Source organism: Nocardioides sp. BGA-UO-ETr-FS32 (assembly GCF_059567905.1).
Map to the genome: position 1 here is coordinate 696,955 of NZ_JCAQOX010000013.1, position 24,800 is coordinate 721,754.

Sequence of the window (24,800 nt, forward strand, 5' to 3'; positions counted from 1 at the left end):
TCAGCCACCTCTGGTCTGGGTGTCGGGTACGTGCTCGGGAGGGTGGGGTCGGGCCAGGCTGCGGAGCAGTCCGGCGGCCAGGCGGGCGTCGATGCGTCCGTCGCCGAGGCCGAGCTCGACGAGGGCGTCGAACGCGTGGCGGTCGCGTCCCGCCGCGCGGATGCCGGCGTCGACGATGCGGGGGGAGCGAGACAGGCGCGAGGCCGCCCACGTGTGGCGCAGGTGGGTCCCGAGCAGGTCACGGACGACCCTACGGTGCCGGGCTCCGGCGTCGCCCGGCCGGCCGGCGGCCACGGCGCGAGCCGCGGTGCGGCCGGCGGCGATGCCGGTGGCGACGGCGTAGTAGATGCCCTCGCCGGTCATCGGGTTGACCAGCCCGGCGGCGTCGCCGGCGAGCAGGACCGGCCCGTCCGGCTGGTCCCAGCGCCACGTGCTCAGCGGGAGGTGGTGGCCGCGCCAGTCGCCGCCCGTACGCGCGGCGCCGGGGACGAGCTCCTCGAGCTGCTCGAGGAGGAGCCGCCGGCTCGGTGCGCCCGCCCCGCCGCGCTCGCCGGGGAGCAGCTCGCCGTAGCCGACGTTGGCGAGCCCGTCGCCGCGGTCGAAGGCCCAGGCGTACGACGGCTGGCGACGGCTGCCGTAGCGGATGACCTGCCGGCCGGCGATCTCCGGCGTCGTGGGTGCGTAGCCGCGGATCGCGATCGCGCGCGGCTCGCGTCGCCGGCCGAGGAGGGCGGTGCGGACGAGCGAGTGTGCCCCGTCGGCGCCGACGAGCACGTCCGCCGAGACCTCACCGGAGACCACCGGGACTCCGGGACGACGCGGCGCGTGGAGGTTGGCCAGCGACGTCACCCGGTGGGTGCGGAGGACCGCGCCGGCCGCGACCGCGCGCTCGACCAGGCGGGCGTCGAGCACGGCACGTGGCACGACGTGCACCTCGCGGCGCATCGGACCGCTGACGGTGACGCCGCCGTGGGACAGCTCGAGGTCGCGCAGCGGGGTCCAGTCCGCGACGACGTCGGCGGCCCCGACCGGCGCGAGCGCGTCGAGCACGTGCGGGGCGATGCCGTCCCCGCACGACTTGTCGCGGGGGAACTCGCTGCGGTCGAGGAGCAGCACCCGCAGGCCCGGGTCCTCCGCGAGCGCTCCGAGCGCGGCCGAGGAGCCCGCCGGGCCGGCGCCGACGACGACCAGGTCCCAGTGCTCGAGGTTGCGGCTCATCGGCCCACCACCAGGAGCAGGGCGTCGACCAGGGCGACGCCGACCGCCGCGACGAAGGGTGAGCGTCCCCGCGCGGCGACGACCACGGCGCCGAGCCCGAGCACCACGACGGCGGCGCCGATGGTCACGGCGAGCGGCGGCGCGGCGCCGATGAGCACCACGGCCGAGGCCGCGACCAGGACGACGGCGGCGACGGGGGCGATGCGGCGCGGACCCAGCCGGTGCGGGAGGCCGCGGACTCCCGTGGCGGCGTCGTCGGCGAGGTCGGGCAGCACGTTGAGCAGGTGGGCCCCGACGCCCAGGAGTGCGGCACCGACCGGCCACCACCACGGCGGAGCCTGGCCGTCGGCGAGGGTGACCACGGCGGTGAGGCCGCCGAAGGAGACGGCGTAGGGCAGCCACGACAACACCGTCGCCTTCAGCCCGAGGTTGTAGGCCCAGGCGGAGGCCACGCAGGCCAGGTGGACCAGGCCAGCAGCCGTGCCGAGCGCCAGCGACAGCCCGACGCAGGCCGCCACGGCCAGCGCGCACGCGGTGCGTACGACGACGACGGGCGCGCCCTCCGCGGCGAGAGGCTTGTCCGTACGCCCGGCCGCGCGGTCGCGTGAGCGGTCCACGAGGTCGTTGCTCCACCCCACGGTGAGCTGCCCGGCGAGCACCGCGGCCACCAGCAGGACGGCCGTCGCCGGGGACAGGCCCTGGGCGAGCGCGAGCAGGCCGGCCAGGACCGTCACGGCCAGGGCGGGGCCGGGGTGCGAGGCCGCCACGAGGGTGCGGACGACGGACGCTGCGGGGCGTGCGGTGAGCGCGGAGCCGGGAGTGCTCATGTCGCACCTCCCGGTCGCTCGGCCCGTGCCCGCAGCCGGTGGCCGACCGGGCGGGCGACCGCGACGCCGAGAGCGGCGACCAGCCACCCGGCGAGCACGTCGACGACGTAGTGCTCGCCGGTGTAGACGAGGGTGAGGGCCATCGCCAGGGCGTACGCCGCCAGCAGGCCGCGCACGAGGTGCGACACCGAGGGCCAGAGGAACGCGGCCGCGAGGAAGGCGGCTCCGGCGTGCAGGGAGGGCATCGCCGCGACCGGGTTGCTCCCGGCCTGGCCCAGCTCGACGAGCCGACCGATCGCGTCGAGGCCGAGCACCTCCCAGCCGACGTGCGAGATGCGGTCGACGGCGCCGATGGCGCCTCGCTCGGCGGCCAGCCACGGGGGCGCGGCGGGATAGGCGAGGTAGCCGGCGATCCCGACGAGCGACATGGTCAGCACCGCGGTGAGCCACTCGGCGAACCGCTCGCGCACCCGGAACCAGACCACCGCCGTGATGAGCGGGATGGTGACGAAGTGGGTGACGTAGACCAGCGCGGCGAAGGCGTCGTACCAGTGTGCTGAGCCGTCGACCAGGCGGGCCTGGAGCCATCCGCTGGGGACGGCCCCGAACAGCGCCTCGTCGCCGCGCGCCGGGCCGAGCACGTGGAGCTCCGCGCCGACGCGGTTGGTCTCGGACCCGCCGCCGAGGCCCAGCGGTGCGGTGATCCACTGCGCCACCCAGTAGGCGATCAGGATCGCGCTGAGCGGGGACCACGCGATCAGGAGCTGGGCCACGGGACCGTGTCGCGACCCCTGGTCCTCCTGCTCATGGGCGCCTGCCCGCGACCGCGAGGTCGCCACGCTGGTCATGCGTTGCTCCGCCGACGTGACAGCCGCTCGAGCAGTGCCTGGGTGCGGAACCGGTTGTAGCGCTGGATGGCGATGAAGGGGAGGTTGACCAGCACGCCGTAGGACACCAGCAGCGCGGCCGCGAGGGGCGGGTTCCAGAGGAGGAAGAGCGGGCTGCACCACAGCGCCCACCAGTGCGCGAGCTCGGCGCGGCGGGTCTCGCGCACGAAGACCCCGAGTCCCTCGGCGTCGCGGGCCGGCAGCTCCCGCTTGCTGACACCTCCGTCGAAGAGGGCGCCGGCCTCGGGCACCCGGTCCTTCCAGCGGTGGATGCGCAGCCGACGGCGGTACCAGTGGCCGCCGGCCTCGAAACGGCGCTCCCGCAGTCCCCACCCGTCGCGGGCCAGGCGGTCGTCGCCGAGGCGGTGGGCGGCGTAGCCCGTCGCGGCGTGGAAAACGCCCCACGCGAGGACGTCCACCACGATCGTGACGGTCTGGGGCATGACGAGCCCGAGCATCAGCCCACCCCCTCCGGTGATCCGCGGTCGGCGAGGGAGACCTCGCGTCCGCGCCACGGCACGGAGCGGCGTACGACGGTGAGCGCGAGCGAGCGGGCGAAGACCAGGTCGAAGGCGAGCAGGGTGACGGGGAACAGCGCCCACGCCCACCACCGGAACGACCCGGTGCGGCGCAGCACCCAGCGCAGCTGGAGGGCGACACCGACGTAGGCGAGCGCCCACAGCAGCGCGCTGCCCGCCACGAGCGAGCCGCCGCGGCCGGTGAGCGCGGTGACGAGCGACGCGAGGGCCCCGACCGCGACCGCGTGGTGCGCGCTGATCCACGCGACGGTCGCCGCGCTCGCCGACGGGGCGGCGGCGGACGCCCCGGAGGCGATGTTCTTGGTCCAGCCGGCCGCGAGCTGGCGCAGCCCGCCGGGATAGCTGCGCATCCGCACCGCGTCGCCCCCGACGGCGCACCACACCGGGAGGCCGGCGCGGTGGTAGGCCGCCGCCAGTGCGGCGTCGTCGAGGATGTCGGCGCGTACGGCCGCGTGGCCCCCGGCTGCGCGGTGGTCGGCGCGCGAGGTCAGCAGGCAGGGACCGAAGGCCATCGGAGGACTGTCGCCGGGAGGCGTGGACGGGTCGGCGCCCGCGCTGCGGGTGAACGCGCCGCTGGCCATCACCGCGACGACGTTGAAGTAGGCCGAGAGCTGCTCGTAGGGGCGTACGACGACGTGGTGCGGCTGCACCGAGACCAGCCCGCCGTGGCGTGCGTGGGCGTTGAGGAGGCCGGCCAGCGCCCCCGGGGCGAGGACGGTGTCGGCGTCGAGGAAGAGGAGCAGGTCACCGGTGGTCGCGTCGGCGCCGGCGTGGCAGGCCCACGCCTTGCCGGTCCAGCCCGGGGGAGGGGTGCCCGCGGGCAGTACCCGGGCGCCGCCCGCGCGTGCGACCTCGGCGGTCGCGTCCTGCGAGGCGTCGTCGACGACGAGGACCTCGGTGACGGCCGGGCCCTGCGCGCGCACGGAGTGCAGCAGCAGGGGAAGCGTCTGCTCCTCGTCGCGGGCCGGCACGACGACCGACACGGACGGCGAGAGGTGCGACGGATCGCGGTCCGCGGGTCGCGGGAGCGTGCGCAGGTCGGCCACCAGCCGCTGGGCGCACACCGCCGCGACCACCAGGAGCGCGGCGATCACGAGGTCGACCACGACGTCGGCGCTCATCGCGCACCCAGGCGTCGTACGACGAGGGGCATCCCGCCGCGGGGGTGCACCGCGACCTTGGCCTCCGCGACCGGTCGGGTCCACCCGGTCGGGACGTCGACGCGGTGGTCGCGCAGGAGCTCGGCCAGCACGACGACCATCTCACCCAGCGCGAACTCGCGGCCGATGCACAAGCGCGGTCCCTGGCCGAAGGGCAGGTAGCCGGTGCGCGTGGTGCCGTCGACGAACCGTTCGGGGCGGAAGGACTCCGGGTCGGGCCACAGGTCCGGACGACGGTGGACCAGCCAGGGGCTGATGATCGCGAGCGTGCCTGCCGGCACCGCCCGGCCACCCACCACGTCGTCGCGGTGGGAGCGGCGCGAGATCGCCCAGGCCGGCGGGTAGAGCCGCAGCGCCTCGTCGACGACGGCGCGGGTCCACGGCAACCGGTCACGGTGGCCCACGAGAGGGACCGGTCCGGGATGGCCGTCCAGCTCCGTGCGCACCCGGTCCTGGGCGTCGGCGTGCTCGGCGAGCAGCATGAGGGTCCAGGCGAGGGCGGCGGCGACGGTCTCGTGGCCGGCGATGACCATCGTGACGAGCTCGTCACGCACCTCCTCGTCGTGCATCCCGCTGTCGAGGAGCAGGCCGAGGAGGTCGTCGCCACGGCCGGCACCACGGTCGGCGCCGCGCGCGCGACGCTCCGCGATGATGGCCGCGGCGCCCGCGTCGAGCCGGCGGCGCGCCGAGCGCAGCCGCACGTTGGTCCGGGTGGGGGTCCACCCGGCTCGCGGCAGGATCGAGCGTCCGAGCCGGACCACGAGGTCGGCGGCGTCGCTGGTCGCCCGGAGCAGGTCCTGGGCCTGGTCGGAGAGGTCGGTGCTGAAGAGGGCGCGCCCCACGGCGTCGAGGCCGATGGCGTGCGTCAGCGCGGCCACGTCGACCACCTCGCCACCCCCGACCCGGTGCAGGTGCCCGCCGCCGAGCCGGGCGTCGATCGCCGTGCGCGCAGCAGCCCGCACCTCGTCACCGACGGCCTGGAGGCGCTGGTGGTGGAAGGCAGGGGCCGCGAGCCGCCGGTGCTCGATCCAGCTCGGCTCGGCCGACGCCAGCAGGCCGGGACCGGTGACCCGGGCGAGGGCGGCGTACTGGACGGTGTCCTTGCCCCAGCTGCGGGCGGAGGTCTGCAGCACGTGCCTGACGTCGGCGGGGTCGTTGAGCAGGAGCGCGGGCGCACCGGGCACCGGGAACGACACGGTGTCGCCGTAGCGCCCGGCGACCTCGCCGAGAAAGGTCAGCGGGTCGGCACGGACCGACCGGAAGGCCCGGGCCATGTCCCAGGACGTGGGGCCGGGCACGCCGACGTCGGTCGGCTGCATCGCCTGCAGGCGGGTCGCGACGCTCATGCCCCCACCTCGTCCCCGGCCTGGTCACGGAAGGCCGGTCGACGCCCGAGCCAGGTCCACGCCACACAGCTGCACAGCACGAGCCCGAAGCCGAACATCAGGTCCTCGACCGGGGCGAAGACGAGCCGACCGTCGCCGATGAAGCGGATCTCACCGCTGCCGAGGATGGCGTCACCGGAGTAGCGCACGATGCCGCGGCCGGTGAGCCAGCCGTTGGTGAGCAGCTGGAAGAACACGATGATCGCGTAGGCGGACCACCAGTCCCGGGTCGAGGTGACCCGGGTGCGCGCCACCCACCGGTCCAGCACGAGGGCCAGGACCACGCAGGCGACGCCGATGGCGGTGTAGGTCACCGGGCCTCCTGCCGGCGTCTCGCCGTGCCGGGTCGCACCCCGCGGCGGGCCGCGCGTACGCCCTCGAGGGTCAGCACGGACACGAGGGGGATCACGACGAAGAAGCCGATCTCCTCCAGCGGCAGACCGGCCACGCGCCACGGCAGGGTCTGCCCCTCGTCGAACCACCAGTGGCCGACGTCGGTCGCCCACAGGTCCCAGAGCAGGAAGGGCGTCCCGGCCAGGGCGATCGTCAGCAGCAGCCGACGCGGCTGGCGCAGCACCCGCAGGCGGAACGCCGGCACGAGCGGCAACGTGCCGGCCAGGCAGAACGCCAGCATGGCGACGTAGGACCAGTGGGGAAGGCTCACGGGGTCCTCACGTGCCCACCGGCAGGCTCGACCGGTCACCGGTGAGGCGCTTGAGCACGAGCTCGGCACTGATCAGGCACATCGGCAGTCCGACGCCGGGCACGGTGCTGGCGCCGGCGTAGAGCAGGCCGTCGACCTTGGACGAGGCGTTGCCGGGACGCAGGAACGCGCTCTGGCGCAGGGTGTGCTCGAGGCCGAGGGCGCCGCCGCGCCACGAGTGGTAGCGACGCTCGAAGTCCTGGGGCCCGACCGTGTGGCGCACGCGGATCCGCTCGCGCAGGTCGGGCACGCCGGCCCACGAGGCGATCTGGTCGATCGCGGCGTCGGCGGTCAGCTCGACGGTCTCCGAGCCGGCGCCGTCGTCGCCGCCGCTGCCGATCGCGGTGTCGGCGGGCACGGGGACGAGCACGAAGAGGTTCTCGCAGCCCTCGGGCGCGACGGTGTGGTCGGTCTCCGACGGCTTGCAGACATAGATCGACGCGGGATCGGGCACACGTGCATCCTTGCCGAAGATGTCGCCGAAGTTCTGCCCCCAGTCGCGGGTGAAGAAGAGCGTGTGGTGCGGCAGCTCGGGCAGCGGGCCCTCCACACCGAGCATCGCCAGCACGGCGCCGGGTCCCGGCGAGCGGTCCCGCCACGACTGCTCGGGGTGCGTCTGGAGCTCGCGCGGCAGCAGCTCCGTCTCGAGGTGGTGCAGGTCGGCGGCGCCGACGACCACGTCGGCGGGAAGGGTCCGCGTCCCTCCCGGTGCCTCGTGCTCGACACCCGTGACCACCGGTCGCCGGCCGTCACCGTCGGTGGTGAGGATCCGGGTCACGGCGGCACCGGTGTGGAGGCGGGCGCCGTGGCGCTCGGCGAGGTCGGCGATGACGCGGATGAGCTCGGTGAACCCGCCCTGCGGGTAGAGCACGCGGTCGCCGAGGTCGAGGCGGCTCATCAGGTGGTACATGCTCGGCGCCCGGCTGGGGGAGGAGCCGAGGAAGACGGCGGGATAGCCGAGGACCTGGCGCAGCCGGTGGTCGGAGAACGACGCGGCCACGTGGCTCTCCAGCGACCGCGTGAGCAGCCGGCCGAGCGCCGGCGTGCGACGTACGACGTCGGGGTGCACGAAGGCCGTGGGCGAGTCGAAGCTCGTGTAGAGGAAGCGCCGCAGCGCCATGTCGTAGGTGCTCTCGGCCGACCGGAGGTAGGCGTCGAAGGCCTCGCCCGCGCCCGGCTCGAGCGACTCGAAGAGCGCCCGGTTGTGGTCCCGGTCGGGCCGCAGGTCCACCGGCTCGGGGTGTCCCTCGAAGAACACGCGGTAGCTCGGGTCGAGCACGGCGAGGTCGAGCTCGGCCTCGGCGGACGTGCCGAGCAGGGCGAAGAAGTGCTCGAAGACCTCGGGCATGAGGTACCACGACGCACCGGTGTCGAAGCGGAAGCCGTCGCGCTCCACGCTGCCGACGCGGCCGCCCAGGTCGTCGTTCTTCTCCAGGAGGTCGACGGAGTGGCCGCGCGAGGCCAGGAGGGCGGCGGTGGCCAGGCCGGCGATGCCACCTCCGACGACGACCACCCGCCGGGGACCGCCGTCACCGGAGTGGCGCGGGGAGGGGGCGAGCCGGGTGAGGCGCTCGGGGAGTCGCAGGGTCACGGTCGACCCTCCCGCAGCGAGCCCACGGCGAGGCGGAGCTTGACCGGCGCCGGCACCCGCACGCGGGTGCGCCGGATCTCGCTGGCCGGGGCCGCGCGCAGGCGGCTGGCCAGCTCGGCGAACGTCGCGTGGGCGGCCCGTACGGCCCTCCGGCTGCTGGGCGGCAGGTCGGGCACCACGGCGGACGCAGCGCGCAGGTCGGTGTCGATGTCGTCGAGGATCCGGTCGCGGTCGGCGTCGCAGAACGTCTCCACGTCCAGGCCGGGGAAGTAGTCGCGGCGCAGCAGGTCGTGGTCGTCGGAGAGGTCACGCACGAAGTTGAGCTTCTGGAAGGCCGCGCCGAGGCTGCGGGCGCCCGGGGCCAGTCGGTCGTACTGTGCCCGGCCGTCCGGGCCCGCGTCGGGAGCGGCCAGGAAGGCGCGCAGGCACATCAGCCCGACCACCTCGGCCGAGCCGTAGACGTAGCGCTCGAAGCTCTCCTGGGTGTGCGTCCGGGTGTCGAGGTCGGTGCGCATCGAGTCGAAGAAGGGCGACACGATCTCGGTCCCGATCCCCACGGCGATGGCCGTACGGGCGAAGGCGTGCACCACGAGGTTGCCGCTGTAGCCGGTGCGCAGCGCGTGGTGCACGTCGTCCTCGAGCCAGTCGAGCATGGTGGCACGGGCCGTACGGTCGAGCGCCGGGTCGGGGTTGTCGACGATCTCGTCGGCGACCCGCACGAGGGCATAGATGTTGCGGACCTGCGTGCGCACCGGCTCGGCGAGGAGGCGGGAGGCGAGGCCGAAGGAGCTGGAGTACTCGCGGATCACCACCGCGGAGCTGGCCTCGGACGTCGCGTCGTACAGGCTGCGAGGGGCGCCGCCCTGGACCAGCCGGCCCACGAAGAGCGTCATGCCGCCACCTCGCTGCCGTCGGCGAGCACCCGCGGGCGTACGCCCACGCCGTCGAGCAGGTCGGCCGGGATGCCGACGCCGTCGAGCACCGCCCGGGCCTTCTCGAGGTGTCGCTCGGCGAGCTCCTCGACGAAGCGTCGCGAGCCGGAGGACGTGAGCAGGTCGCGCACCTCGGCCAGCTCGGTGGCGTCGAGCTCCCGGCCGAGGTGGCCCCGGACCTGCTCCCACTGCGGGGTCGTCCGGGCGTGCACGAGGAGCGGCGTCTGCTTGCGGGTGCGGAGGTCGCAGGTGGTGCTCTTGCCGGAGCGGGCCGGGTCGCCGAACACCCCGATGAGGTCGTCGGCGAGCTGGAAGGCGACACCCATCGCGCGGCCGGCGTCGCCGAGCCGGGCGGTCGTCGCGTCGTCGGCGCCGGCCAGCACCGCGCCCGCCTGGAGGGGGAGGGAGAAGGAGTAGGCGCTGGTCTTCTGCGCCTCCATCTCCAGGCTCTGGTCGAGGGAGGCCGCGGCGAGGTCGAGCGAGAGGCGAACGTCGGCGAGCTCGCCGGACGCGGTCCGGTGCAGGGCGACGTCGAAGAGGTCGAGCAGGTGCGCCACGACCGGTGCCGGGGCGCCGCTCAGGGCAACCGCGCGAACGGCTGCGGCCAGGGCGAGGTCGCCGGCCAGGATCGCCGCGGTGAGCCCGTAGCCGGCCGCCGCGTCGGCCCCGGCGCCGTCGATGCCGGCCACGGCCCGGAAGGTGCCGCTGACGTTGGGCCGTCCGCGGCGGACGTGGTCGTCGTCGATGACGTCGTCGTGGACCACGAAGGCGGTGTGCAGCAGCTCCACGGCCGCGCCCACCTCGGCCGCCGGGCCGGCGCAGTCCCCGCCGAGGGCGTCGTGCGTGGCGACGACCAGGGCCGGGCGGAACCGCTTGCCCCCCTCGGTCGCGGCGCACAGCGCCTCCCACAGCAGGGCGTGGTGGACGTCGATCGTCGCCGCCCGCCTGCGCCCCTCCTCCAGGAGGCGCGCCAGTGCCGCGTCCGTGCTCCTGGTCGTGCCGGTGTCCGTGCCGATCATGTGGTGCCTCCCGCAAGCTGGACCGTCGCTACCGAATCTATGCAACACTTCCAACTAAATCTAGACACGATGCGAAGGGATGGACCACGGTGGATGCCAGCTCCCGCGTCCCGCTGTCGATCGGCGACCTGGCCCACAGGACAGGAGTACCCATTTCGACGCTCCGCAGCTGGGAGAAGCGCTACGGGTTCCTCCAGCCCGACCGGCGCGCCGGTGGCCACCGCCGCTACAGCGAGGACGACGTGGACGCCGTCCTCGAGGTCCTGGCGCGTCGGCGGGGCGGACTCTCGCTCGCGGCCGCAGTCCAGCGCGCCGACACCCCACCGGTGCGGTCGGGGTCGGTCTACGCCGAGCTGCGGCGCCGCCACCCCGTGCTCCGGCCCCAGGTGCTCTCACGACGCACCCTGGTCTCGATGAGCCACGCCATCGAGGACGAGTGCTGTGCCCGCGCCGCCGACCCGGTGCTGTTCGGCGCCTTCCAGCGCGAGCGGTTCCTGCGCTCGGCCTACGACCGCTGGCGCGAGCTGGCCCGTACGGCGCAGTGCGCCGTGGTCTTCGCCGACTTCGAGCACCTCGCACCGGCGACCACGGGTGCTCCGATCGAGGTCCGGGTCCCGTCCGACTCCCCGCTCAACCGCGAGTGGGTCGTGGTGTGCGACGCCGTCGACCTGCCCGCGTGCCTGACCGCCGTCGAGCGCCCCGGGCAGGACCCCGGGTCGGGACGCCGCACGTTCGAGGCGGTGTGGTCGGTCGACCCGCAGGTGGTGCGCGACGCCAGCCGCATCGCCGCCACCCTGGCCGACGAGCTGCGTCCGGAGTGGCGGGCGGTCGCCGACCTGCCGCCCCAGCCCGACCCGCGGGGTGCGTCCGAGGACCTGCACCGGGCCACGGAGCTGTTCGACCGGATGGTCGCCTACATCGACGCGGCCCGCTGACGCTCGACCGGGCCTCCTAGCCTGTGCGGGTGCTCGAGCCCGTCGCCCCCGATGACGTCCAGCCCCTGCGTGCCCTGTGGCGCCGCTACGGCGCCTACCGCAGCCGCTTCGTCGGCGCGGTCGTGGCGTCCACGGTCAACAAGGTCGCCGACGTCGTCCCCGAGCTGCTGATCGGTGCAGCCGTCGACGTCGTAGTCCGCGGCGACGCGTCGTTCGTGGGCGAGGTGCTCGGCGTCGAGTCCCGCTTCGCCCAGCTCGGCTGGCTCGCGGTCGTCAACGCCGTGGTGTGGGTGGTGGAGTCGCTCAGCGAGTACGTCGCCAGCGTCCTGTGGCGCGGCCTGGCCCAGGGCGTGGAGCACGACCTGCGCGTGGAGGCGTACGACCACGTCCAGCACCTCGACCTCGGCTGGCACGAGAGCCGGCCCGCCGGCTCCACGCTGGCGACCCTCAACGACGACGTCAACCAGCTCGAGCGCTTCCTCGACGTCGGTGCCCCCGCGATCCTGCAGACGGCACTCAACGTGCTGCTCGTCGGCGCGGTCTTCGCCGCGGCGTCCGGACAGCTGCTGGTCCTGGCGTTCCTGCCGATCCCGGTGATCGTGGTCGGGTCGCTGGTCTTCCAGCGGCGCCTCGAGCCGCTCTACGACCGGGTCCGGGTGGCGGTCGCGGACCTGTCCAGCACCCTGTCGTCCAACATCTCCGGCGTCGCCACCATCAAGGCCTTCACCGCCGAGGACCGCGAGCGCGACCGGGTGGCCGCGGTCTCGCAGGCCTACCGCGAGGCCAACACCGACGCGATCCGGTCCTCGGCCGCCTTCGTGCCGCTGGTGCGGATGGCCATCCTCGCCGGCTTCACCTGCACCCTGCTGCTGGGCGGCTGGGCGACGCTGCGCGGCGACCTCGAGGTCGGCCTCTACTCCGTGCTGGTCTTCATGACCCAACGACTGCTCTGGCCGCTGACCGAGGTGGCCGAGGTGCTCGACCTCTACCAGCGCGGGCGCGCCTCCGCCGCCCGGATCCTCGGCCTGCTGGCGGTGCCCGTCGCCGTCCCGGCCGGCGTCACTGCCCTGGCGCGCCCGGTCGCGGGCCGAGTCGAGCTGCGCGGCGTACGGGCCGGGTACGCAGACGGGCCCGACGTGCTGCACGGGATCGACCTGGTCGTCCCCGCCGGGGAGACCCACGCCATCGTCGGGGCCACCGGGTCGGGCAAGTCGTCCCTGCTGCGGCTCGTGCTGCGCTTCGACGACCCCCGCGAGGGACGGGTCCTGCTCGACGGCCAGGACGTCCGCGACCTCGACTGGGACTCGCTGCGCGGCTCGATGGGCTACGTCGCCCAGGACGTCTTCATGTTCGCCGGCTCGGTCGCCGACAACATCGCGTACGGCCGACCCGACGCCACCCGCGAGGAGGTCCGGGCCGCGGCCGAGGGGGCGGCGGCGCTGGACTTCGTCGACGCGATGCCCGACGGCCTCGACACCTGGGTCGGGGAGCGCGGCGTCACGCTCTCGGGCGGTCAGCGACAGCGCCTCGCCCTGGCCCGGGCGCTGCTCCGCGACCCCGCCGTGCTGGTGCTCGACGAGGCGACCAGCGCCGTCGACAACGAGACCGAGGCGGCCATCCAGCGCTCGCTGCGCGAGGCCACGGCCCAGCGCACCGCGATCGTCGTCGCCCACCGCCTCTCGACCGTCCGGCACGCGCACCGCATCTGGGTGCTCGACGCGGGTCGGGTCGTCGAGTCGGGGACCCACGACGAGCTCATCGCCGGTGACGGGGCGTACGCCGCGCTCTGGCGGGTGCAGACGGGGGAGCAGGACCCGGCCGTCAGGTGACTGCCGACGCCTCCCGGGCGTGCGCCCGGGACTGCGACCCGATCACCACCACGTCACAGGTCGCTGCCGCGATGATGCGCTCGGTGAGCCCGTGGCGGCCGTGCGGTGGCCCGGAGCCCAGGACCACCAGGTCGTGGCTCGCCGAGGCACGCACGATCGCCTCGGCGACGTCCGCGTTCTCCAGGGAGACCGACCCGATCGGCGCCGTCGACACGACGTCGGCGGCGCGGCGGATCGTCTCCGCCTGGGCGATGACGGCGTCCCACCGGGCAGCGCAGAAGTGGCCGGGCACCTCGTGCACGAACACGCTGCGGTGGTCGGGCCAGACCGTCAGCACGTCCACCCGGGTGTCGCTGTCGGCGGCGTGGCGGAGCGCCCAGACGAGCGCGTCGACGCCGCCAGCGGTGCCGTCCACGGCGACGAGGCAGGCCCGACCGAGCGTGGACTGCTGCATCTCCCGAGCGTAGGCAGCGGCCGCGTCGTCGCGCCGCGGGCGGAGGTCCCGCGTGGTCGGGACCTTGTGCCCGGGTCATCATGTCGATCGTCGTCCTTCCTTGACGAGACCGTCGACGGTGACGAGGGCCACGGGGGCCGCAGCGGCTGCGAGCCACCCGGTGCTGGTCGGCCACGACCCACCCAGCAGGCCGGCGAGCGGGGCGAACCCCAGGAAGACCGCGAGCAGCACCAGCTGGACCAGGACGGCGGCCACCACCAGGCGGTTCGTCATCGCCTTCAACCTCCAGACCGGCGTGATCGTGCTGCGGCAGGCGAACGCGTTGGCCATCTGCGCGAGGGCGATGGCCGCGAAGGTCGTGCCGGATGCCGTCGCGAGCAGCGGCGCGGAGGGTGCTTCGTCCCACGACCACCCACCGGCAACGAGCACCCAGGTGAAGGCCGACATCGCCATCACCGCCTCGGTCGGTCCCAGGACGCCGAAGGAGCGCAGCAGCAGGGGACGGTCGACGATCGAGCGGGTGGTGCGGTTGCCCATCAGGCCGCGACGGGGAGGTTCGGCCCCCAGCGCGAGGGCCGGCAGCATGTCGGTCCCGATGTCGAGCGCGAGCACCTGCAGGACCGTGAGGGCGAGGGGGTACTGCCCGCCGCTCAGGGCCCACAGTGCGAACGGCGCGAGCTCAGCGACGTTGTCCGTCAGGTGGTAGGTCAGGAACCGCCTGATGTTCGCGAAGGTCGCTCGCCCCAGCTCGATGGCGGTGACGATGGTCCCGAAGTGGTCGTCCAGCAGGATCAGGTCGGCACTCTCCCGCGCGACGTCGCTCCCGCTCGCTCCCATCGCCACGCCCACGTCGGCCTCACGCAGGGCCGGGGCGTCGTTGACGCCGTCGCTGGTCATGGCGACCACGTGTCCACGACTGCGCAGGGCCTTCGCGATGCGCAGCTTGTCCGCGGGCGTGACGCGTGCGACGACCGCGCCGTCCACGTTGTCCAGCAGCTCGGCGAGGGCGGCGTCCGCGACGGGCAGCTCGCCCCCGTCCAGGACGACTCCGCCCTCCCTCAGCAGGCCCACCTCGCGCGCGATCGCCGCCGCCGTCGCCGGGTGGTCCCCGGTGACCATGGCCACCCGGACCCCGGCGTCGCGACACGCCTGCAGCGCGGGGGCGACGTCCGGACGAGGCGGGTCCTCGAGGCCGACGAGCCCGAGCAGCTCCAGGTCGTGCTCCATCTCGTCGGAAGCCGTCCCGCGCCACTGGCGGCGGGCGACGGCCAGGACGCGCCTGCCGCTCCCGGTGAGCCGCGCGAGCTCGGCGACCACCACCGTCGGGACCGAGGTGCAGCGACGGAAGACCTCCTCGGGTGCGCCGAGGACGGAGACCTCCTCACCCGTCAGCGCGGAGCTCAGCAGCCGGCCCGCTGTGTACGGGCGTCGCCGGGCGGTCGGCCCGGACGGGTGCCGCGCGCCGGACCTCATCGCCAGGCAGTGCAGGGCGGCCTCCATCGGGTCGCCGTCCGCGTCCCACCGGCCGTCGTGCTCCACGGCGCGGCCCGCCACGCACGCCACGGCCGCGAGAGCGATGCGAGGCACGAGGGCGACCGCCTCGTCGTCCCCGACGAGGCGTGCCGTCGGCTCGTACCCGGCACCCTCCACCGTGACGGAGCCCGCGACCGTGACGACGTCGACGGCGTTCATGCGGTTCTGGGTGAGCGTGCCGGTCTTGTCGGTGCAGATGAACGTGGTGGCGCCGAGGGTCTCCACGGCGTCGAGACGCCGGACGAGGGCCCGGTGCTCGGCCATCGTCTGTGCCCCGCGAGCCAGCGAGAGGGTCATGGTCGGCAGGAGTCCCTCCGGCACGAGCGCCACCGCCACCCCGACCCCGAACAGGAACGCCTGGGTCGGGTGCAGGCCGAGCAGCACGGCGGTCGCGCCCAGCCCGACCCCGGCGAGGGCAGCCACGACGGCCACGACCCGCACCACCCGGTCCAGCTGCACGGCCAGCGGGCTCCGCGGCCTGGTGGCGGTGGCCGCGAGCCGGGAGATGTCCGCGAGGCTGGTGCGCGCCCCGATGGCCTCGACGACCGCCCGGCCCTCGCCCTCCACGACGAACGTCCCGGCCAGCAACCGGTCTCCGACCTCGTGGGGCACTGCGCGGCTCTCGCCGGTGACCATCGACTCGTCCTGCGTCAGGTCGTGCGCCAGGACGAGTCGGAGGTCCGCGCCCACCCGATCACCGGCCCGGAGGACCACGAGGTCGCCCCTGACCAGGTCTGCGACGTCGACCACCTGGAGGCGGCCGTCCCGCACGACCCGCGTCCCGGCGGGCAGGAGCTCGTCGAGCCGCTCGGTCGACCGGTCCGCGCGGTGCTCCTGCCAGAACGCGAACGTCCCGTTGAGCAGGACGATGACGACGATGGCAGCCGCCAGCGACGGCATGCCTGCGAGCAGGGCAAGGACGGCCGCCACCCACAGCAGCAGGGCGAGCAGGTGGGTGCACTGGCGCGCGAGCTCCCGCCACACTGCGGTGCGGGGGCGGTCCGGGAGCGCGTTCGGCCCGTCCGAGGCGAGCCGTCGCGCCGCTTCGTCGGCCGAGAGCCCGAGCGCGTCAGTGGCGACGGGGACCGTCATCCTCATCACCTTCGATCACCGGCCGTCACCGGCGGACGACCGGACGCGGCTCGTGACCACCCGCCTGCCGGTTGCCTCCACGGTCCGTCCGGCCGGCCCCGCACGAGTAGGGCCGAACGTCCCGCCGCAACCGGACCGGGGGCGTACGCACCGAAAGCCCGGAGGGCAGGTGACCTTCGGCCCTGTGGTCGCGTCGTCGGCGGAACGAACGTGGAGGTGAAGAGGCCACCTGCCGTCGGCTCGCACCTGTCCGAGGAGCTCCCATGCAGACCATCCGCTGGTTCGACGAGATCTCGCTCGCCGCTGTCGACGAGGTCGGCGGCAAGGGCGCCAACCTGGGCGAGCTCACCCGCGCCGGGTTCCCGGTGCCCCACGGGTTCGTGGTGACGAGCTCCGCCTACCTCGCGGCCGTCGAGGACTCCGGTGCGCGCCAGCGGCTCGGCGAGCTGATGGCCCGCACCGACCCGGGCGACGCCGGCAGCCTCGCCGAGGCCTCGGGCGCCGCCCAGGAGCTGGTCCGGGCCAGCGCCGTGCCGGAGGAGATCGCGCAGGCCGTCACGAAGGCCTACCGCGAGCTCGGGGACGACGTACGCGTCGCGGTGCGCTCCTCGGGCACCTCCGAGGACGCCGGGGACACCTCGTTCGCCGGCATGAACGCCACCTTCACCAACGTGGTGGGACCCGACCAGGTGCTCGACCGCATCCGGGACTGCTGGGCCTCGCTCTACGGCGAGCGGGTCGTGGCCTACCGGGCCAACGGCCGGCTCACCGACGAACCGGCGATCGCCGTGATCGTCCAGGTCATGGTGGCCTCCGAGGTATCCGGGGTCATCTTCACCGTCGATCCGACCCGCGCGACGACCGACCGGTTGATCATCGAGGCCGTGCTCGGCCAGGGCGAGGCGATCGTCAGCGGCATGGTCGAACCGGACACCTACGTCGTCCAGCGGGAAGGGCCGCGCATCGTCAACGTCCGCCTCGGCCACCAGGCCAGCAAGATCGTCCGCGGCCCGGACGGAGCCGACCAGGTCGTGGACCTGTCCCGCGAGGAGGGTGGCGCCCGGATCCTCGACGACCGGCGCGTCCTGGACCTCGCCCGGCTCGCTCTCAGGGTCGAGGAGCACTACGGGTCGCCCCAGGACATCGAGTGGGCGATCGCGGACTCGAGCACCTGGCTGGTCCAGTCCCGGCCCATCACCACGCTGGCGTCGCGGGCGGGGGAGGGCGTCGACGAGGCGACCGCCGGCTCCGGCCAACGGATCCTCGTACGCGGGCTGGCCGCGTCGAGCGGTCGCGCCACGGGCGCCGTACGCGTGCTGACCGACCCGTCGCAGCGCGACCAGCTGCTGGCCGGCGAGGTCCTCGTCGCCCCGATGACGAGCCCGGACTGGATGTCCGCGATCCGCCGGGCCGCCGGCCTCGTCACCGACGGAGGTGGCATGACCTGCCACGCCGCGATCGTCTCCCGCGAGCTCGGAGTGCCGTGCGTCGTGGGAGCCCGCGACGCGACGACCGTGCTGCGCGACGGTGAGGTGGTGACGCTCGACGGGTCTCTCGGCCTGGTGCTCGAGGGCGCCGACGCGACTCCGTCCGAGCCCGCGGCGCCCCCGCCGGCAGCGGTGGCAGCAGCCGCCCCGGCCCCGACCTCGACCCGTCTGTACGTCAACCTCGCCCTCGCCGAGCACGCCGCCGAGGTGGCCGCCCTCCCCGTCGACGGCGTCGGGCTGCTCCGCGCCGAGTTCATGGTCGCCGACGCACTGGGCGGCGTACATCCGCGCCTCCTGATGGAGCGGGGGGAGGAGAAGCAGTTCGTCGACGCGATGGCCGAGTCGCTGCTGACCATCACCCGGGCGTTCGCCCCGCGGCCGGTCGTCTACCGCAGCATCGACTTCCGCTCCAACGAGTTCGGCAACCTCGAGGGGGGCGACCGCTTCGAGCCCCGCGAGGAGAACCCGATGATCGGCTATCGGGGCTGCTACCGCTACGTGCAGGACCCCGAGCTGTTCGACCTCGAGCTCGACGTGCTCGGCCGGGTGCGGGCCGAGACGCCCCACCTGCGCCTGATGCTCCCGTTCGTCCGCACGGCCTGGGAGCTCGAGGCGTGCCTGGCCCTCGTCGAGGCCCACCCGACCGCGTCGGGCATCCCGGTGTGGGTGATGGCGGAGGTCCCGTCCGTCGCCTTCTGGATCCCGACCTACGCCCGCATGGGCATCGAGGGGGTCTCCATCGGGAGCAACGACCTCACCCAGCTGGTGCTCGGGGTCGACCGGGACTCGCAGATCTGCGCCGAGGTCTTCGACGAGGCCGATCCCGCCGTGCTCGATGCGATCGACCGCATCGTCGCCGCCTGCCAGGAGTCCGGGATCACCTCCTCCCTGTGCGGTCAGGCGCCGTCCAACCGTCCCGCCTTCGCCGAGCACCTCGTGCGTCGCGGGATCACGTCGATCTCGGTGAACCCGGATGCGATCGAGGCCGTGCACAGCACCATCGCCGAGGCCGAGTGGCGGATCGTGATGGAGGCGGCTGACCCGTCGCGGCGGATGCCCGAGGTGCCACTGGCGCGCCACCGGCTGCGTCACCGCGGCCTGCTCGAGGAGGGCTGAGACCGGTGTTCAGCGTGCGGATCCACGGCAGGGGCGGTCAGGGCGCCGTCACCTCCGCCGAGATGCTGTCCGTCGCGGCCTTCGACCAAGGCATGCACGCACAGGCGTTCCCCAGCTTCGGCTCCGAGCGCACCGGTGCACCCGTCGTCGCCTTCTGCCGGATCGACCGGCTCCCGATCCGCGCGCACGACCCGGTGTCGGAGCCCGATGCGGTCATCGTCCAGGACCCCACGCTGATGCGGCTCGTCCCGGTCCTGGCCGGGCTCCCGGCCGACGGCTTCGTCCTCGTCAACAGCTCCCGCCCGTTCGACGACCTCGGTGTCGGCGACCTGGTCGCGTGCCTCGATCCGGCCCGGCTCGTGACGGTGCCGGCGACCGACCTCTCCCGGCGGGTGCTCGGGCGGGCGCTTCCCAACACCGCCCTCCTCGGCGGCTTCGCCGCCCTGACGGGAGTGGTCACGCTGGACGCGGTCCAGGACGCGATCCGCCAACGCTTCGACGGCGACGTCGGGCGGGCCAACGCCGAGGTCGCGCGCCTCGCCCACGACCACGTCCGTACGACGGTCGGGGGTGGCGTCCGTGCTTAGGCAGGTGGAGGGCTCGCGAGCGGTGGCCGACGCCGTCGCGCGCTGCCGGCCGCAGGTCATCGCGGCGTACCCGATCTCGCCCCAGACCCACATCGTCGAGGCGCTCTCGGACCTGGTCCGGACGGGCGAGCTCGCGCGGTGCGAGTACCTCATGGTCGAGTCGGAGTTCGGTGCGCTCTCGGCGTGCATCGGGGCATCGGCCGCCGGCGCGCGGACCTACACCGCCACCGCCAGCCAGGGCCTGCTCTTCATGGCGGAGGCCCTCCCCAACGCCTCGGGGCTCGGGCTGCCGGTGGTGATGACGGTGGCCAACCGGGCCATCGGCGCGCCGATCAACATCTGGAACGACCACTCCGACGCGATGTCGCAGCGCGACGCCGGCTGGGTCCAGCTGTTCGCCGAGTCCAACCAGGAGGCCGTCGACCTCCACGTCCAGGCCTTCGTCCTCGCCGAGCGCCTCTCGCTCCCGGTGATGGTCTGCATGGACGGCTTCGTGCTCACCCACGCCGTCGAGGAGATCGACGTGCCGGAGCAGGAGGTCGTCGACTCGCTGCTCCCACCCTTCGTGCCGCGGCAGGTCCTGGACCCGGCTGCGCCGGTCACCATCGGGGCGATGGTCGGTCCCGAGGCCTTCACCGAGGTGAAGTACCTCGCCGCCGTGCAGCAGCTGCGCGCGCTGGACGAGATCCCCGTGATCGCCGAGGAGTTCACCCGCGCCACCGGTCGTACGTCGGGCGGGCTCGTCTCGGGCTACCGCACGGACGACGCCACGACCGTGGTCGTCGCCATGGGATCGGTGCTCGGATCGGTCAAGGACGTCGTGGACGAGCTGCGGGACGACGGCGTCCGCATCGGCGCCGTCACGGTGACGTGCTTCCGGCCGTGGCCCGCGGACGAGGTCCGCGAGGCGCTGGCCGGCGCCTCGCGGGTCATCGTGCTCAACCGGGCCTTCTCCGTCGGGTCGGGCACGATGCTCGGGCAGGACGTCCGGCTGACCCTGACCACCCCTGCCTCTGCCCCGGCCACTGCCGTGTACGACGTGGTCGCCGGGCTGGGCGGTCGACCCGTGACCCGCGACAGCATCCGGGCCCTGGTCGCCGCGGTGCTGGGCGGGGAGGTCGATCCCGACCGGCTCCACTTCCTCGACCTCGACCGGTCCCTGCTGGGGGACGAGGGCCTCACTCCTGCGGCGAAGGACGCGCCATGACCTCGGACCTCAAGCTCTACCAGATCGGGACCTTCGCGGCCGGCAACCGGCTGCTCGACCCGGACGAACGCTCCGTCCAGGCCGACCCGGGGCGGGCCAACGCGATCACCTCGGGCCACCGGGCCTGCCAGGGCTGCGGCGAGGCGCTGGGGGCCCGGTTCGTGCTCGACGCGGCGGTCCGGGCCGCGGGGGGCAACATCGTCACCGCCAACGCGACGGGGTGCCTCGAGGTGTTCTCCACCCCCTATCCCGAGTCCGCGTGGCAGCTGGCGTGGGTGCACTCGCTCTTCGGCAACGTCGCCGCGGTGGCGAGCGGCATCGCCGCCGCGCTGAAGGCCCAGGGCCGCGAGCACATCAGGGTGGTGGCCCAGGCCGGCGACGGCGGGACCGTCGACATCGGTCTCGGCTGCCTGTCGGGCATGTTCGAGCGCAACGACGACGTGCTCTTCGTCTGCTATGACAACCAGGGCTACATGAACACCGGCGTGCAGCGCTCGGGGGCGACGCCGCCGGCCGCCCGTACGGCGACCACCAGGCCCGTCGGGGCCGAGCCGGGCAACGTCTTCGGCCAGGGCAAGGACCTGCCCCGGATCGCCATGGCGCACGAGATCCCCTACGTGGCCACCGCCACGGTGGCCGACCTGCGCGACCTCGAGCGCAAGGTCGAGAAGGCGATGTCGATGCACGGCGCGCGCTACCTGCACGTGCTGGTGCCCTGCCCGCTTGGTTGGGCGTCGGCGTCCCAGGACACGATCCGCCTGGCCCGGCTGGCCACCCAGAGCGGCCTGTTCCCGGTCTTCGAGGCCGAGCACGGGGTCGTCACGGCCACCACGCCGATCCGGCACCGGGTGCCGGTGGAGGACTACCTCGCCCTCCAGGGCCGCTTCTCGCACCTGTTCGGCGAGCACGGCCGTCCCGACGTCGTCGCGCGCCTCCAGGCCGGCGCCGACCACACCATCGCCAGGTACGGTCTGGTGCCCGACCCGGAGGTGGTCCCCCATGACTGAGCCCGAGCTGCCGTTCGCGATCACGCTGGGGCCCGGCACCAGCCGGGCGGACCTCACCGGCTCGTGGCGCACCGAGCGGGCGACGTACGTGACCCGCCAGGCGCCCTGCGGCAACGCCTGCCCCGCGGGGGAGGCGGTGCGTGACTGGCTGTACGACGCGGAGGAGGGCGATGCCGGCTACGAGCGGGCCTGGCGCCGCATCGTCGAGGTCAACCCGTTCCCGGCCGTGATGGGACGGGTCTGCTACCACCCGTGCGAGACGAGCTGCAACCGCGGCCAGCTCGACGAGTCCGTCGGCATCAACTCGGTGGAGCGGTTCCTCGGCGACCGTGCGCTCGAGCTCGGCTGGCCGCTGCCACCGGTGGCGGCCCCGTCGGGACGGAGGGTGCTGGTGGTGGGCGCGGGCCCCGCCGGACTCTCCGCGGCGTACCACCTCGCCCGGCTCGGCCACGCGGTCACGGTCAAGGAGGCCGAGGACCGGCCCGGCGGGATGATGCGGTGGGGCATCCCGCGCTACCGACTGCCCCGCACGGTGCTCGACGCCGAGGTGCAGCGCATCCTCGACCTCGGCGTACGCCTCGAGCTCGGCGTACGCGTCGACGACCTCGCCGCCACCCTGGCGGCTGAGCACTTCGACGCCGCCCTGGTGGCGATCGGGGCCCAGATCGGCAAGCGTGCCTACATCCCGGCGGGGTCGGCGGCCCACGTGATGGACGCGGTCACGGTGCTGCACGGGCTCGAGGAGGGGGAGCAGCCACTGCTGGGCCGCCGCGTGGCGGTGTACGGGGGCGGCAACACCGCCATCGACACCGCCCGGACCGCTAGGCGGCTCGGCGCCGCCGACGCGCTCGTCGTCTACCGCAGGACGCGCGACCGGATGCCCGCCCACGAGAGCGAGGTCCGCGAGGCCGAGGAGGAGGGCGTCCGCTTCCGCTGGCTGTCCACCATCGGCGACGTGGAGGAGGGCGCGATCACCGTCGAGCAGATGGAGCTGGACGACACCGGCTTCCCCCGGCCGACCGGCCGCACCGAGGTGCTGGCCGCCGACTCCGTCGTGCTGGCGCTGGGCCAGGACTCGGACCTGTCCCTGCTCGCCGGCCTGGACCAGGTCGACCTCCGCAGCGGCGTCGTCCACACCTCGCCGGCCCTGATGACCGGGCAGCCCGGCGTCTTCGCCGCGGGCGACGTGACGCCGGGGGAGCGCTCGGTGACGGTGGCGATCGGGCACGGCCGGACGGCCGCCCAGCACCTCGACGACTGGCTCGCAGGGCTCGCGCCGGCCCCCGAGCCGCCCGCGGAGCTGGCCGCGTTCGACATGCTCAACACCTGGTACTACGAGGACGCGCCACGCTCGCACCGGCCGCGCCTGGAGCTCGTGCGTCGGCAGTCGACCTTCGAGGAGGTGGTCGAGGGGCTCGACGCCGACAACGCGCTCTACGAGGCGCGTCGCTGCATGTCCTGCGGCACCTGCTTCTCGTGCGACAACTGCGTGGCCGTCTGCCCCGACAACGCCGTGGTCAGCCTCGGCATGCCGGGCAGCTACGCGATCGACCTCGACTACTGCAAGGGGTGCGGGATCTGCGTCGCCGAGTGCCCGTGCGGAGCCATCGAGATGGTGCCCGAGCAGATCTGAGGCGACGGAGGGTCAGCCGTCGGTCGGTGCGAGCGCCTCGAGGTCGCTGGTGTACTGCCCGCGGCGGGCGGCCCCGTTGAGCTGGGCACGGTGCCGGAGGGCCTCGTGGGCGGCCTGTGTGTGGGCCGGCTCCCCGGCCCAGGCACGCAGCACGGGCGCCTGGAGCGCGCGCCCGAAGGAGAAGCTGAGCTCCCAGGGCTGGACCCCGGAGCGGTTGAGGGCGTCGAGCCGCGCCGTCGCCTGGACGTCGGTCTGTCCGCCCGAGAGGAACACGATGCCGGGCACGGCGGGCGGCACGGCCTGCCTGAGGGCTGACAACGTGGCCGCGGCGACGGTCTGGTCGTCCACGACCTGGGCGCTGTGCTGGCCCGGGAGGACCATGTTGGGCTTCAGCAGCGTGCCCTCGAGCGTGACGCGGTGGCGGGCGAGCTCGGCGTACACCTCGCGCAGGACCGTGACGGTCACCTCGGCGCAGCGCTCGATGCCGTGATCCCCGTCCATCATCACCTCGGGCTCGACGACGGGTACGAGCCCGGCCTCCTGCGAGAGGGCCGCGTAGGCGCCGAGCGCCTGCGCGTTGGCCGCCACGCACGTCGTGCTGGGGCGTCCGGCGCCGATCCGGATCACCGCGCGCCACTTGGCGAACCGGGCTCCCAGCGCGGCGTACTCGGCGAGCCTGTCCCGCAGCCCGTCCAGCCCGCCGGTGACGACCTCGTCCGGGAAGCCTGCCAGCGGTGTCGTGCCCGCATCGACCTTGATGCCCGGGATGACACCGGCACCCTCGAGCAGCTCGGCGAACGGGCGGCCGTCGCTCGCGCGCTGCCGGATCGTCTCGTCGTAGAGGATCACCCCGCTGATGTGCTCGCCCAGCCCCGGCGTCGTGAACAGGATCTCGCGGTAGTCGCGCCGCAGCGCCTCGGTCGAGGTCAGGCCCACGGAGGCGAGCCGCTTCGCCATGGTGGGCGTGCTCTCGTCCGCGGCGAGGATGCCCTTCCCCACGGCGACCAGTGCGCGAGCAGTGTCCTCGATCGGCTTCATGGCGATCCGCTCCTTCGGTGGCTGACGACCCCAGCCTCCGCCGCTCCCGGGCAGGTGTGAACGGGCCTTCGTCCTCACCCCTCCGGGAACAACGGCCCCCGCATCCGGTAGGGACCAATGGCCCTGCCCGTCGCCGGCCCGGCCGCCTAGCGTTCGTGGTGGGCGCTGGTCCAGTCAGGGGAGACCGAACAGGCGCACACGGCCCGGGCGCGTTCAGCTCACGCAGCGAGCGCGTCCCGGCCACCGCCGGGGGCCTGCTCTCGGAGGGAGCGAGAGGCCCCCGGCACCCATCACGTCCGTACGAGGAGTGAGGAACGACGATGAGTGGCGACGTCAGCGCATCGACCTGGCAGGTGGAGATCCAGCTCGGGGAGCACGACGGCCGCACTCGCGCCGTGGCCCGGCTCCGTACGCACGACCGGACCGCCCTGGTCGGCACCGGGCTCGCCCGGCTCAACCCCACGGACCGCGACGTGCCCGAGATCGGTGCCGAGCTGGCCACCGCCCGGGCCCTGCACGACCTGGCCGACCGTCTCCTCGGCGCAGCGGTCGGCGACATCGCGGACGTGACGCACGAGGACGTCGAGCTGCGCGACGTCCGCTGACCGCGCGTGGGTGAGG

The 24,800-nt window shown here is 74.2% G+C and carries 22 protein-coding genes; 8 read left to right on the forward strand and 14 right to left on the reverse strand.

Annotated features, from left to right (window positions below; genetic code table 11):
- The 11 genes from AC57BS_RS08555 to AC57BS_RS08605 are packed head-to-tail and all read right to left on the reverse strand — an operon-like array spanning window position 1 to window position 10,261.
- Complete coding sequence (locus tag AC57BS_RS08555) at window positions 1–1,218, reverse strand: geranylgeranyl reductase family protein (protein ID WP_496411002.1); 1,218 nt, start codon at window positions 1,216–1,218, stop codon at window positions 1–3.
- Window positions 1,215–2,045 (reverse strand): UbiA family prenyltransferase, encoded by an 831-nt coding sequence (locus tag AC57BS_RS08560; RefSeq protein ID WP_496411003.1) that lies wholly within the window; start codon window positions 2,043–2,045, stop codon window positions 1,215–1,217. Before AC57BS_RS08560 ends, AC57BS_RS08555 begins: the two co-directional genes overlap by 4 nt.
- A complete protein-coding gene (locus AC57BS_RS08565; RefSeq protein ID WP_496411004.1) occupies window positions 2,042–2,893 on the reverse strand; it encodes a phosphatase PAP2 family protein in 852 nt (283 codons plus the stop codon). Before AC57BS_RS08565 ends, AC57BS_RS08560 begins: the two co-directional genes overlap by 4 nt.
- Entirely contained in the window at window positions 2,890–3,390 is a 501-nt protein-coding gene (locus AC57BS_RS08570; RefSeq protein WP_496411005.1) for a glycosyl-4,4'-diaponeurosporenoate acyltransferase CrtO family protein, read from the reverse strand. Before AC57BS_RS08570 ends, AC57BS_RS08565 begins: the two co-directional genes overlap by 4 nt.
- Window positions 3,390–4,592: a glycosyltransferase family 2 protein gene (locus AC57BS_RS08575; protein ID WP_496411006.1), complete on the reverse strand. Its 1,203-nt coding sequence runs from the start codon at window positions 4,590–4,592 to the stop codon at window positions 3,390–3,392. Before AC57BS_RS08575 ends, AC57BS_RS08570 begins: the two co-directional genes overlap by 1 nt.
- Window positions 4,589–5,977 carry a cytochrome P450 gene (locus AC57BS_RS08580; protein ID WP_496411007.1) on the reverse strand — a complete coding sequence of 463 codons (1,389 nt, stop codon included), beginning with the start codon at window positions 5,975–5,977 and terminating at the stop codon, window positions 4,589–4,591. The genes AC57BS_RS08575 and AC57BS_RS08580 overlap by 4 nt, the downstream gene beginning before the upstream one ends.
- Window positions 5,974–6,330, reverse strand: coding sequence for a lycopene cyclase domain-containing protein (locus AC57BS_RS08585; protein ID WP_496411008.1), 357 nt, complete (start codon window positions 6,328–6,330; stop codon window positions 5,974–5,976). Before AC57BS_RS08585 ends, AC57BS_RS08580 begins: the two co-directional genes overlap by 4 nt.
- Window positions 6,327–6,680 carry a lycopene cyclase domain-containing protein gene (locus AC57BS_RS08590; RefSeq protein WP_496411009.1) on the reverse strand — a complete coding sequence of 118 codons (354 nt, stop codon included), beginning with the start codon at window positions 6,678–6,680 and terminating at the stop codon, window positions 6,327–6,329. Before AC57BS_RS08590 ends, AC57BS_RS08585 begins: the two co-directional genes overlap by 4 nt.
- Before the next feature lie 7 nt (window positions 6,681–6,687).
- Window positions 6,688–8,310 (reverse strand): phytoene desaturase family protein, encoded by a 1,623-nt coding sequence (gene crtI, locus AC57BS_RS08595; RefSeq protein WP_496411010.1) that lies wholly within the window; start codon window positions 8,308–8,310, stop codon window positions 6,688–6,690.
- On the reverse strand, window positions 8,307–9,203 hold the full coding sequence (locus AC57BS_RS08600) for a phytoene/squalene synthase family protein (RefSeq protein WP_496411011.1): 897 nt from the start codon (window positions 9,201–9,203) through the stop codon (window positions 8,307–8,309). The genes crtI and AC57BS_RS08600 overlap by 4 nt, the downstream gene beginning before the upstream one ends.
- The gene (locus AC57BS_RS08605; protein ID WP_496411012.1) at window positions 9,200–10,261 is read right to left on the reverse strand and encodes a polyprenyl synthetase family protein; all 1,062 of its coding nucleotides are present in this window, start codon (window positions 10,259–10,261) and stop codon (window positions 9,200–9,202) included. The genes AC57BS_RS08600 and AC57BS_RS08605 overlap by 4 nt, the downstream gene beginning before the upstream one ends.
- Window positions 10,262–10,350: 89 nt before the next feature.
- Between AC57BS_RS08605 and AC57BS_RS08610 the strand changes: the two genes are divergently transcribed.
- Together AC57BS_RS08610 and AC57BS_RS08615 are read left to right on the forward strand one after the other, a co-directional pair.
- A complete protein-coding gene (locus AC57BS_RS08610) occupies window positions 10,351–11,196 on the forward strand; it encodes a DICT sensory domain-containing protein (protein WP_496411013.1) in 846 nt (281 codons plus the stop codon).
- 29 nt (window positions 11,197–11,225) lie between these two features.
- Window positions 11,226–13,025, forward strand: coding sequence for an ABC transporter ATP-binding protein (locus AC57BS_RS08615; protein ID WP_496411014.1), 1,800 nt, complete (start codon window positions 11,226–11,228; stop codon window positions 13,023–13,025).
- Here AC57BS_RS08615 and AC57BS_RS08620 read toward each other — a convergent pair.
- Window positions 13,018–13,479: a universal stress protein gene (locus AC57BS_RS08620; RefSeq protein WP_496411015.1), complete on the reverse strand. Its 462-nt coding sequence runs from the start codon at window positions 13,477–13,479 to the stop codon at window positions 13,018–13,020. The two genes, AC57BS_RS08615 and AC57BS_RS08620, sit on opposite strands and share 8 nt — an antisense overlap.
- 78 nt (window positions 13,480–13,557) lie before the next feature.
- Window positions 13,558–16,104 (reverse strand): cation-translocating P-type ATPase, encoded by a 2,547-nt coding sequence (locus AC57BS_RS08625; protein ID WP_496411016.1) that lies wholly within the window; start codon window positions 16,102–16,104, stop codon window positions 13,558–13,560.
- Between the two features lie 263 nt (window positions 16,105–16,367).
- Here AC57BS_RS08625 and ppsA point away from each other — a divergent pair, with 263 nt between their 5' ends.
- The 5 genes from ppsA to AC57BS_RS08650 are packed head-to-tail and all read left to right on the forward strand — an operon-like array spanning window position 16,368 to window position 23,141.
- Window positions 16,368–18,707: a phosphoenolpyruvate synthase gene (ppsA, locus tag AC57BS_RS08630; protein WP_496411017.1), complete on the forward strand. Its 2,340-nt coding sequence runs from the start codon at window positions 16,368–16,370 to the stop codon at window positions 18,705–18,707.
- Window positions 18,708–18,712: 5 nt separating this feature from the next.
- Window positions 18,713–19,294: a 2-oxoacid:acceptor oxidoreductase family protein gene (locus AC57BS_RS08635; protein WP_496411018.1), complete on the forward strand. Its 582-nt coding sequence runs from the start codon at window positions 18,713–18,715 to the stop codon at window positions 19,292–19,294.
- A complete protein-coding gene (gene porA, locus AC57BS_RS08640) occupies window positions 19,287–20,501 on the forward strand; it encodes a pyruvate ferredoxin oxidoreductase (RefSeq protein ID WP_496411019.1) in 1,215 nt (404 codons plus the stop codon). Before AC57BS_RS08635 ends, porA begins: the two co-directional genes overlap by 8 nt.
- Window positions 20,498–21,508: a thiamine pyrophosphate-dependent enzyme gene (locus tag AC57BS_RS08645; protein WP_496411020.1), complete on the forward strand. Its 1,011-nt coding sequence runs from the start codon at window positions 20,498–20,500 to the stop codon at window positions 21,506–21,508. Before porA ends, AC57BS_RS08645 begins: the two co-directional genes overlap by 4 nt.
- Window positions 21,501–23,141, forward strand: a complete 1,641-nt coding sequence (locus AC57BS_RS08650) for an NAD(P)-binding protein (RefSeq protein ID WP_496411021.1) — start codon at window positions 21,501–21,503, stop codon at window positions 23,139–23,141. Before AC57BS_RS08645 ends, AC57BS_RS08650 begins: the two co-directional genes overlap by 8 nt.
- Window positions 23,142–23,153: 12 nt before the next feature.
- On the opposite strand, the gene AC57BS_RS08655 is transcribed toward AC57BS_RS08650, so the two are convergent.
- Window positions 23,154–24,179 carry a class I fructose-bisphosphate aldolase gene (locus AC57BS_RS08655; RefSeq protein WP_496411022.1) on the reverse strand — a complete coding sequence of 342 codons (1,026 nt, stop codon included), beginning with the start codon at window positions 24,177–24,179 and terminating at the stop codon, window positions 23,154–23,156.
- A gap of 320 nt (window positions 24,180–24,499) precedes the next feature.
- Between AC57BS_RS08655 and AC57BS_RS08660 the strand changes: the two genes are divergently transcribed.
- Entirely contained in the window at window positions 24,500–24,784 is a 285-nt protein-coding gene (locus AC57BS_RS08660) for a DUF1876 domain-containing protein (protein ID WP_496411023.1), read from the forward strand.
- Window positions 24,785–24,800 lie beyond the last annotated feature (16 nt).

Bases quoted from the DNA above. Each gene is read 5' to 3' on its own strand.
- AC57BS_RS08560 (WP_496411003.1), bottom strand. From the start codon at position 2,045: ATGAGCACTCCCGGCTCCGCGCTCACCGCACGCCCCGCAGCGTCCGTC.
- AC57BS_RS08645 (WP_496411020.1), top strand. From the start codon at position 20,498: ATGACCTCGGACCTCAAGCTCTACCAGATCGGGACCTTCGCGGCCGGC.
- AC57BS_RS08570 (WP_496411005.1), bottom strand. From the start codon at position 3,390: ATGCTCGGGCTCGTCATGCCCCAGACCGTCACGATCGTGGTGGACGTC.
- AC57BS_RS08660 (WP_496411023.1), top strand. From the start codon at position 24,500: ATGAGTGGCGACGTCAGCGCATCGACCTGGCAGGTGGAGATCCAGCTC.
- AC57BS_RS08580 (WP_496411007.1), bottom strand. From the start codon at position 5,977: ATGAGCGTCGCGACCCGCCTGCAGGCGATGCAGCCGACCGACGTCGGC.
- AC57BS_RS08600 (WP_496411011.1), bottom strand. From the start codon at position 9,203: ATGACGCTCTTCGTGGGCCGGCTGGTCCAGGGCGGCGCCCCTCGCAGC.
- AC57BS_RS08625 (WP_496411016.1), bottom strand. From the start codon at position 16,104: ATGACGGTCCCCGTCGCCACTGACGCGCTCGGGCTCTCGGCCGACGAA.
- AC57BS_RS08620 (WP_496411015.1), bottom strand. From the start codon at position 13,479: ATGCAGCAGTCCACGCTCGGTCGGGCCTGCCTCGTCGCCGTGGACGGC.
- ppsA (WP_496411017.1), top strand. From the start codon at position 16,368: ATGCAGACCATCCGCTGGTTCGACGAGATCTCGCTCGCCGCTGTCGAC.
- AC57BS_RS08565 (WP_496411004.1), bottom strand. From the start codon at position 2,893: ATGACCAGCGTGGCGACCTCGCGGTCGCGGGCAGGCGCCCATGAGCAG.
- AC57BS_RS08650 (WP_496411021.1), top strand. From the start codon at position 21,501: ATGACTGAGCCCGAGCTGCCGTTCGCGATCACGCTGGGGCCCGGCACC.
- AC57BS_RS08605 (WP_496411012.1), bottom strand. From the start codon at position 10,261: ATGATCGGCACGGACACCGGCACGACCAGGAGCACGGACGCGGCACTG.
- AC57BS_RS08555 (WP_496411002.1), bottom strand. From the start codon at position 1,218: ATGAGCCGCAACCTCGAGCACTGGGACCTGGTCGTCGTCGGCGCCGGC.
- AC57BS_RS08575 (WP_496411006.1), bottom strand. From the start codon at position 4,592: ATGAGCGCCGACGTCGTGGTCGACCTCGTGATCGCCGCGCTCCTGGTG.
- AC57BS_RS08655 (WP_496411022.1), bottom strand. From the start codon at position 24,179: ATGAAGCCGATCGAGGACACTGCTCGCGCACTGGTCGCCGTGGGGAAG.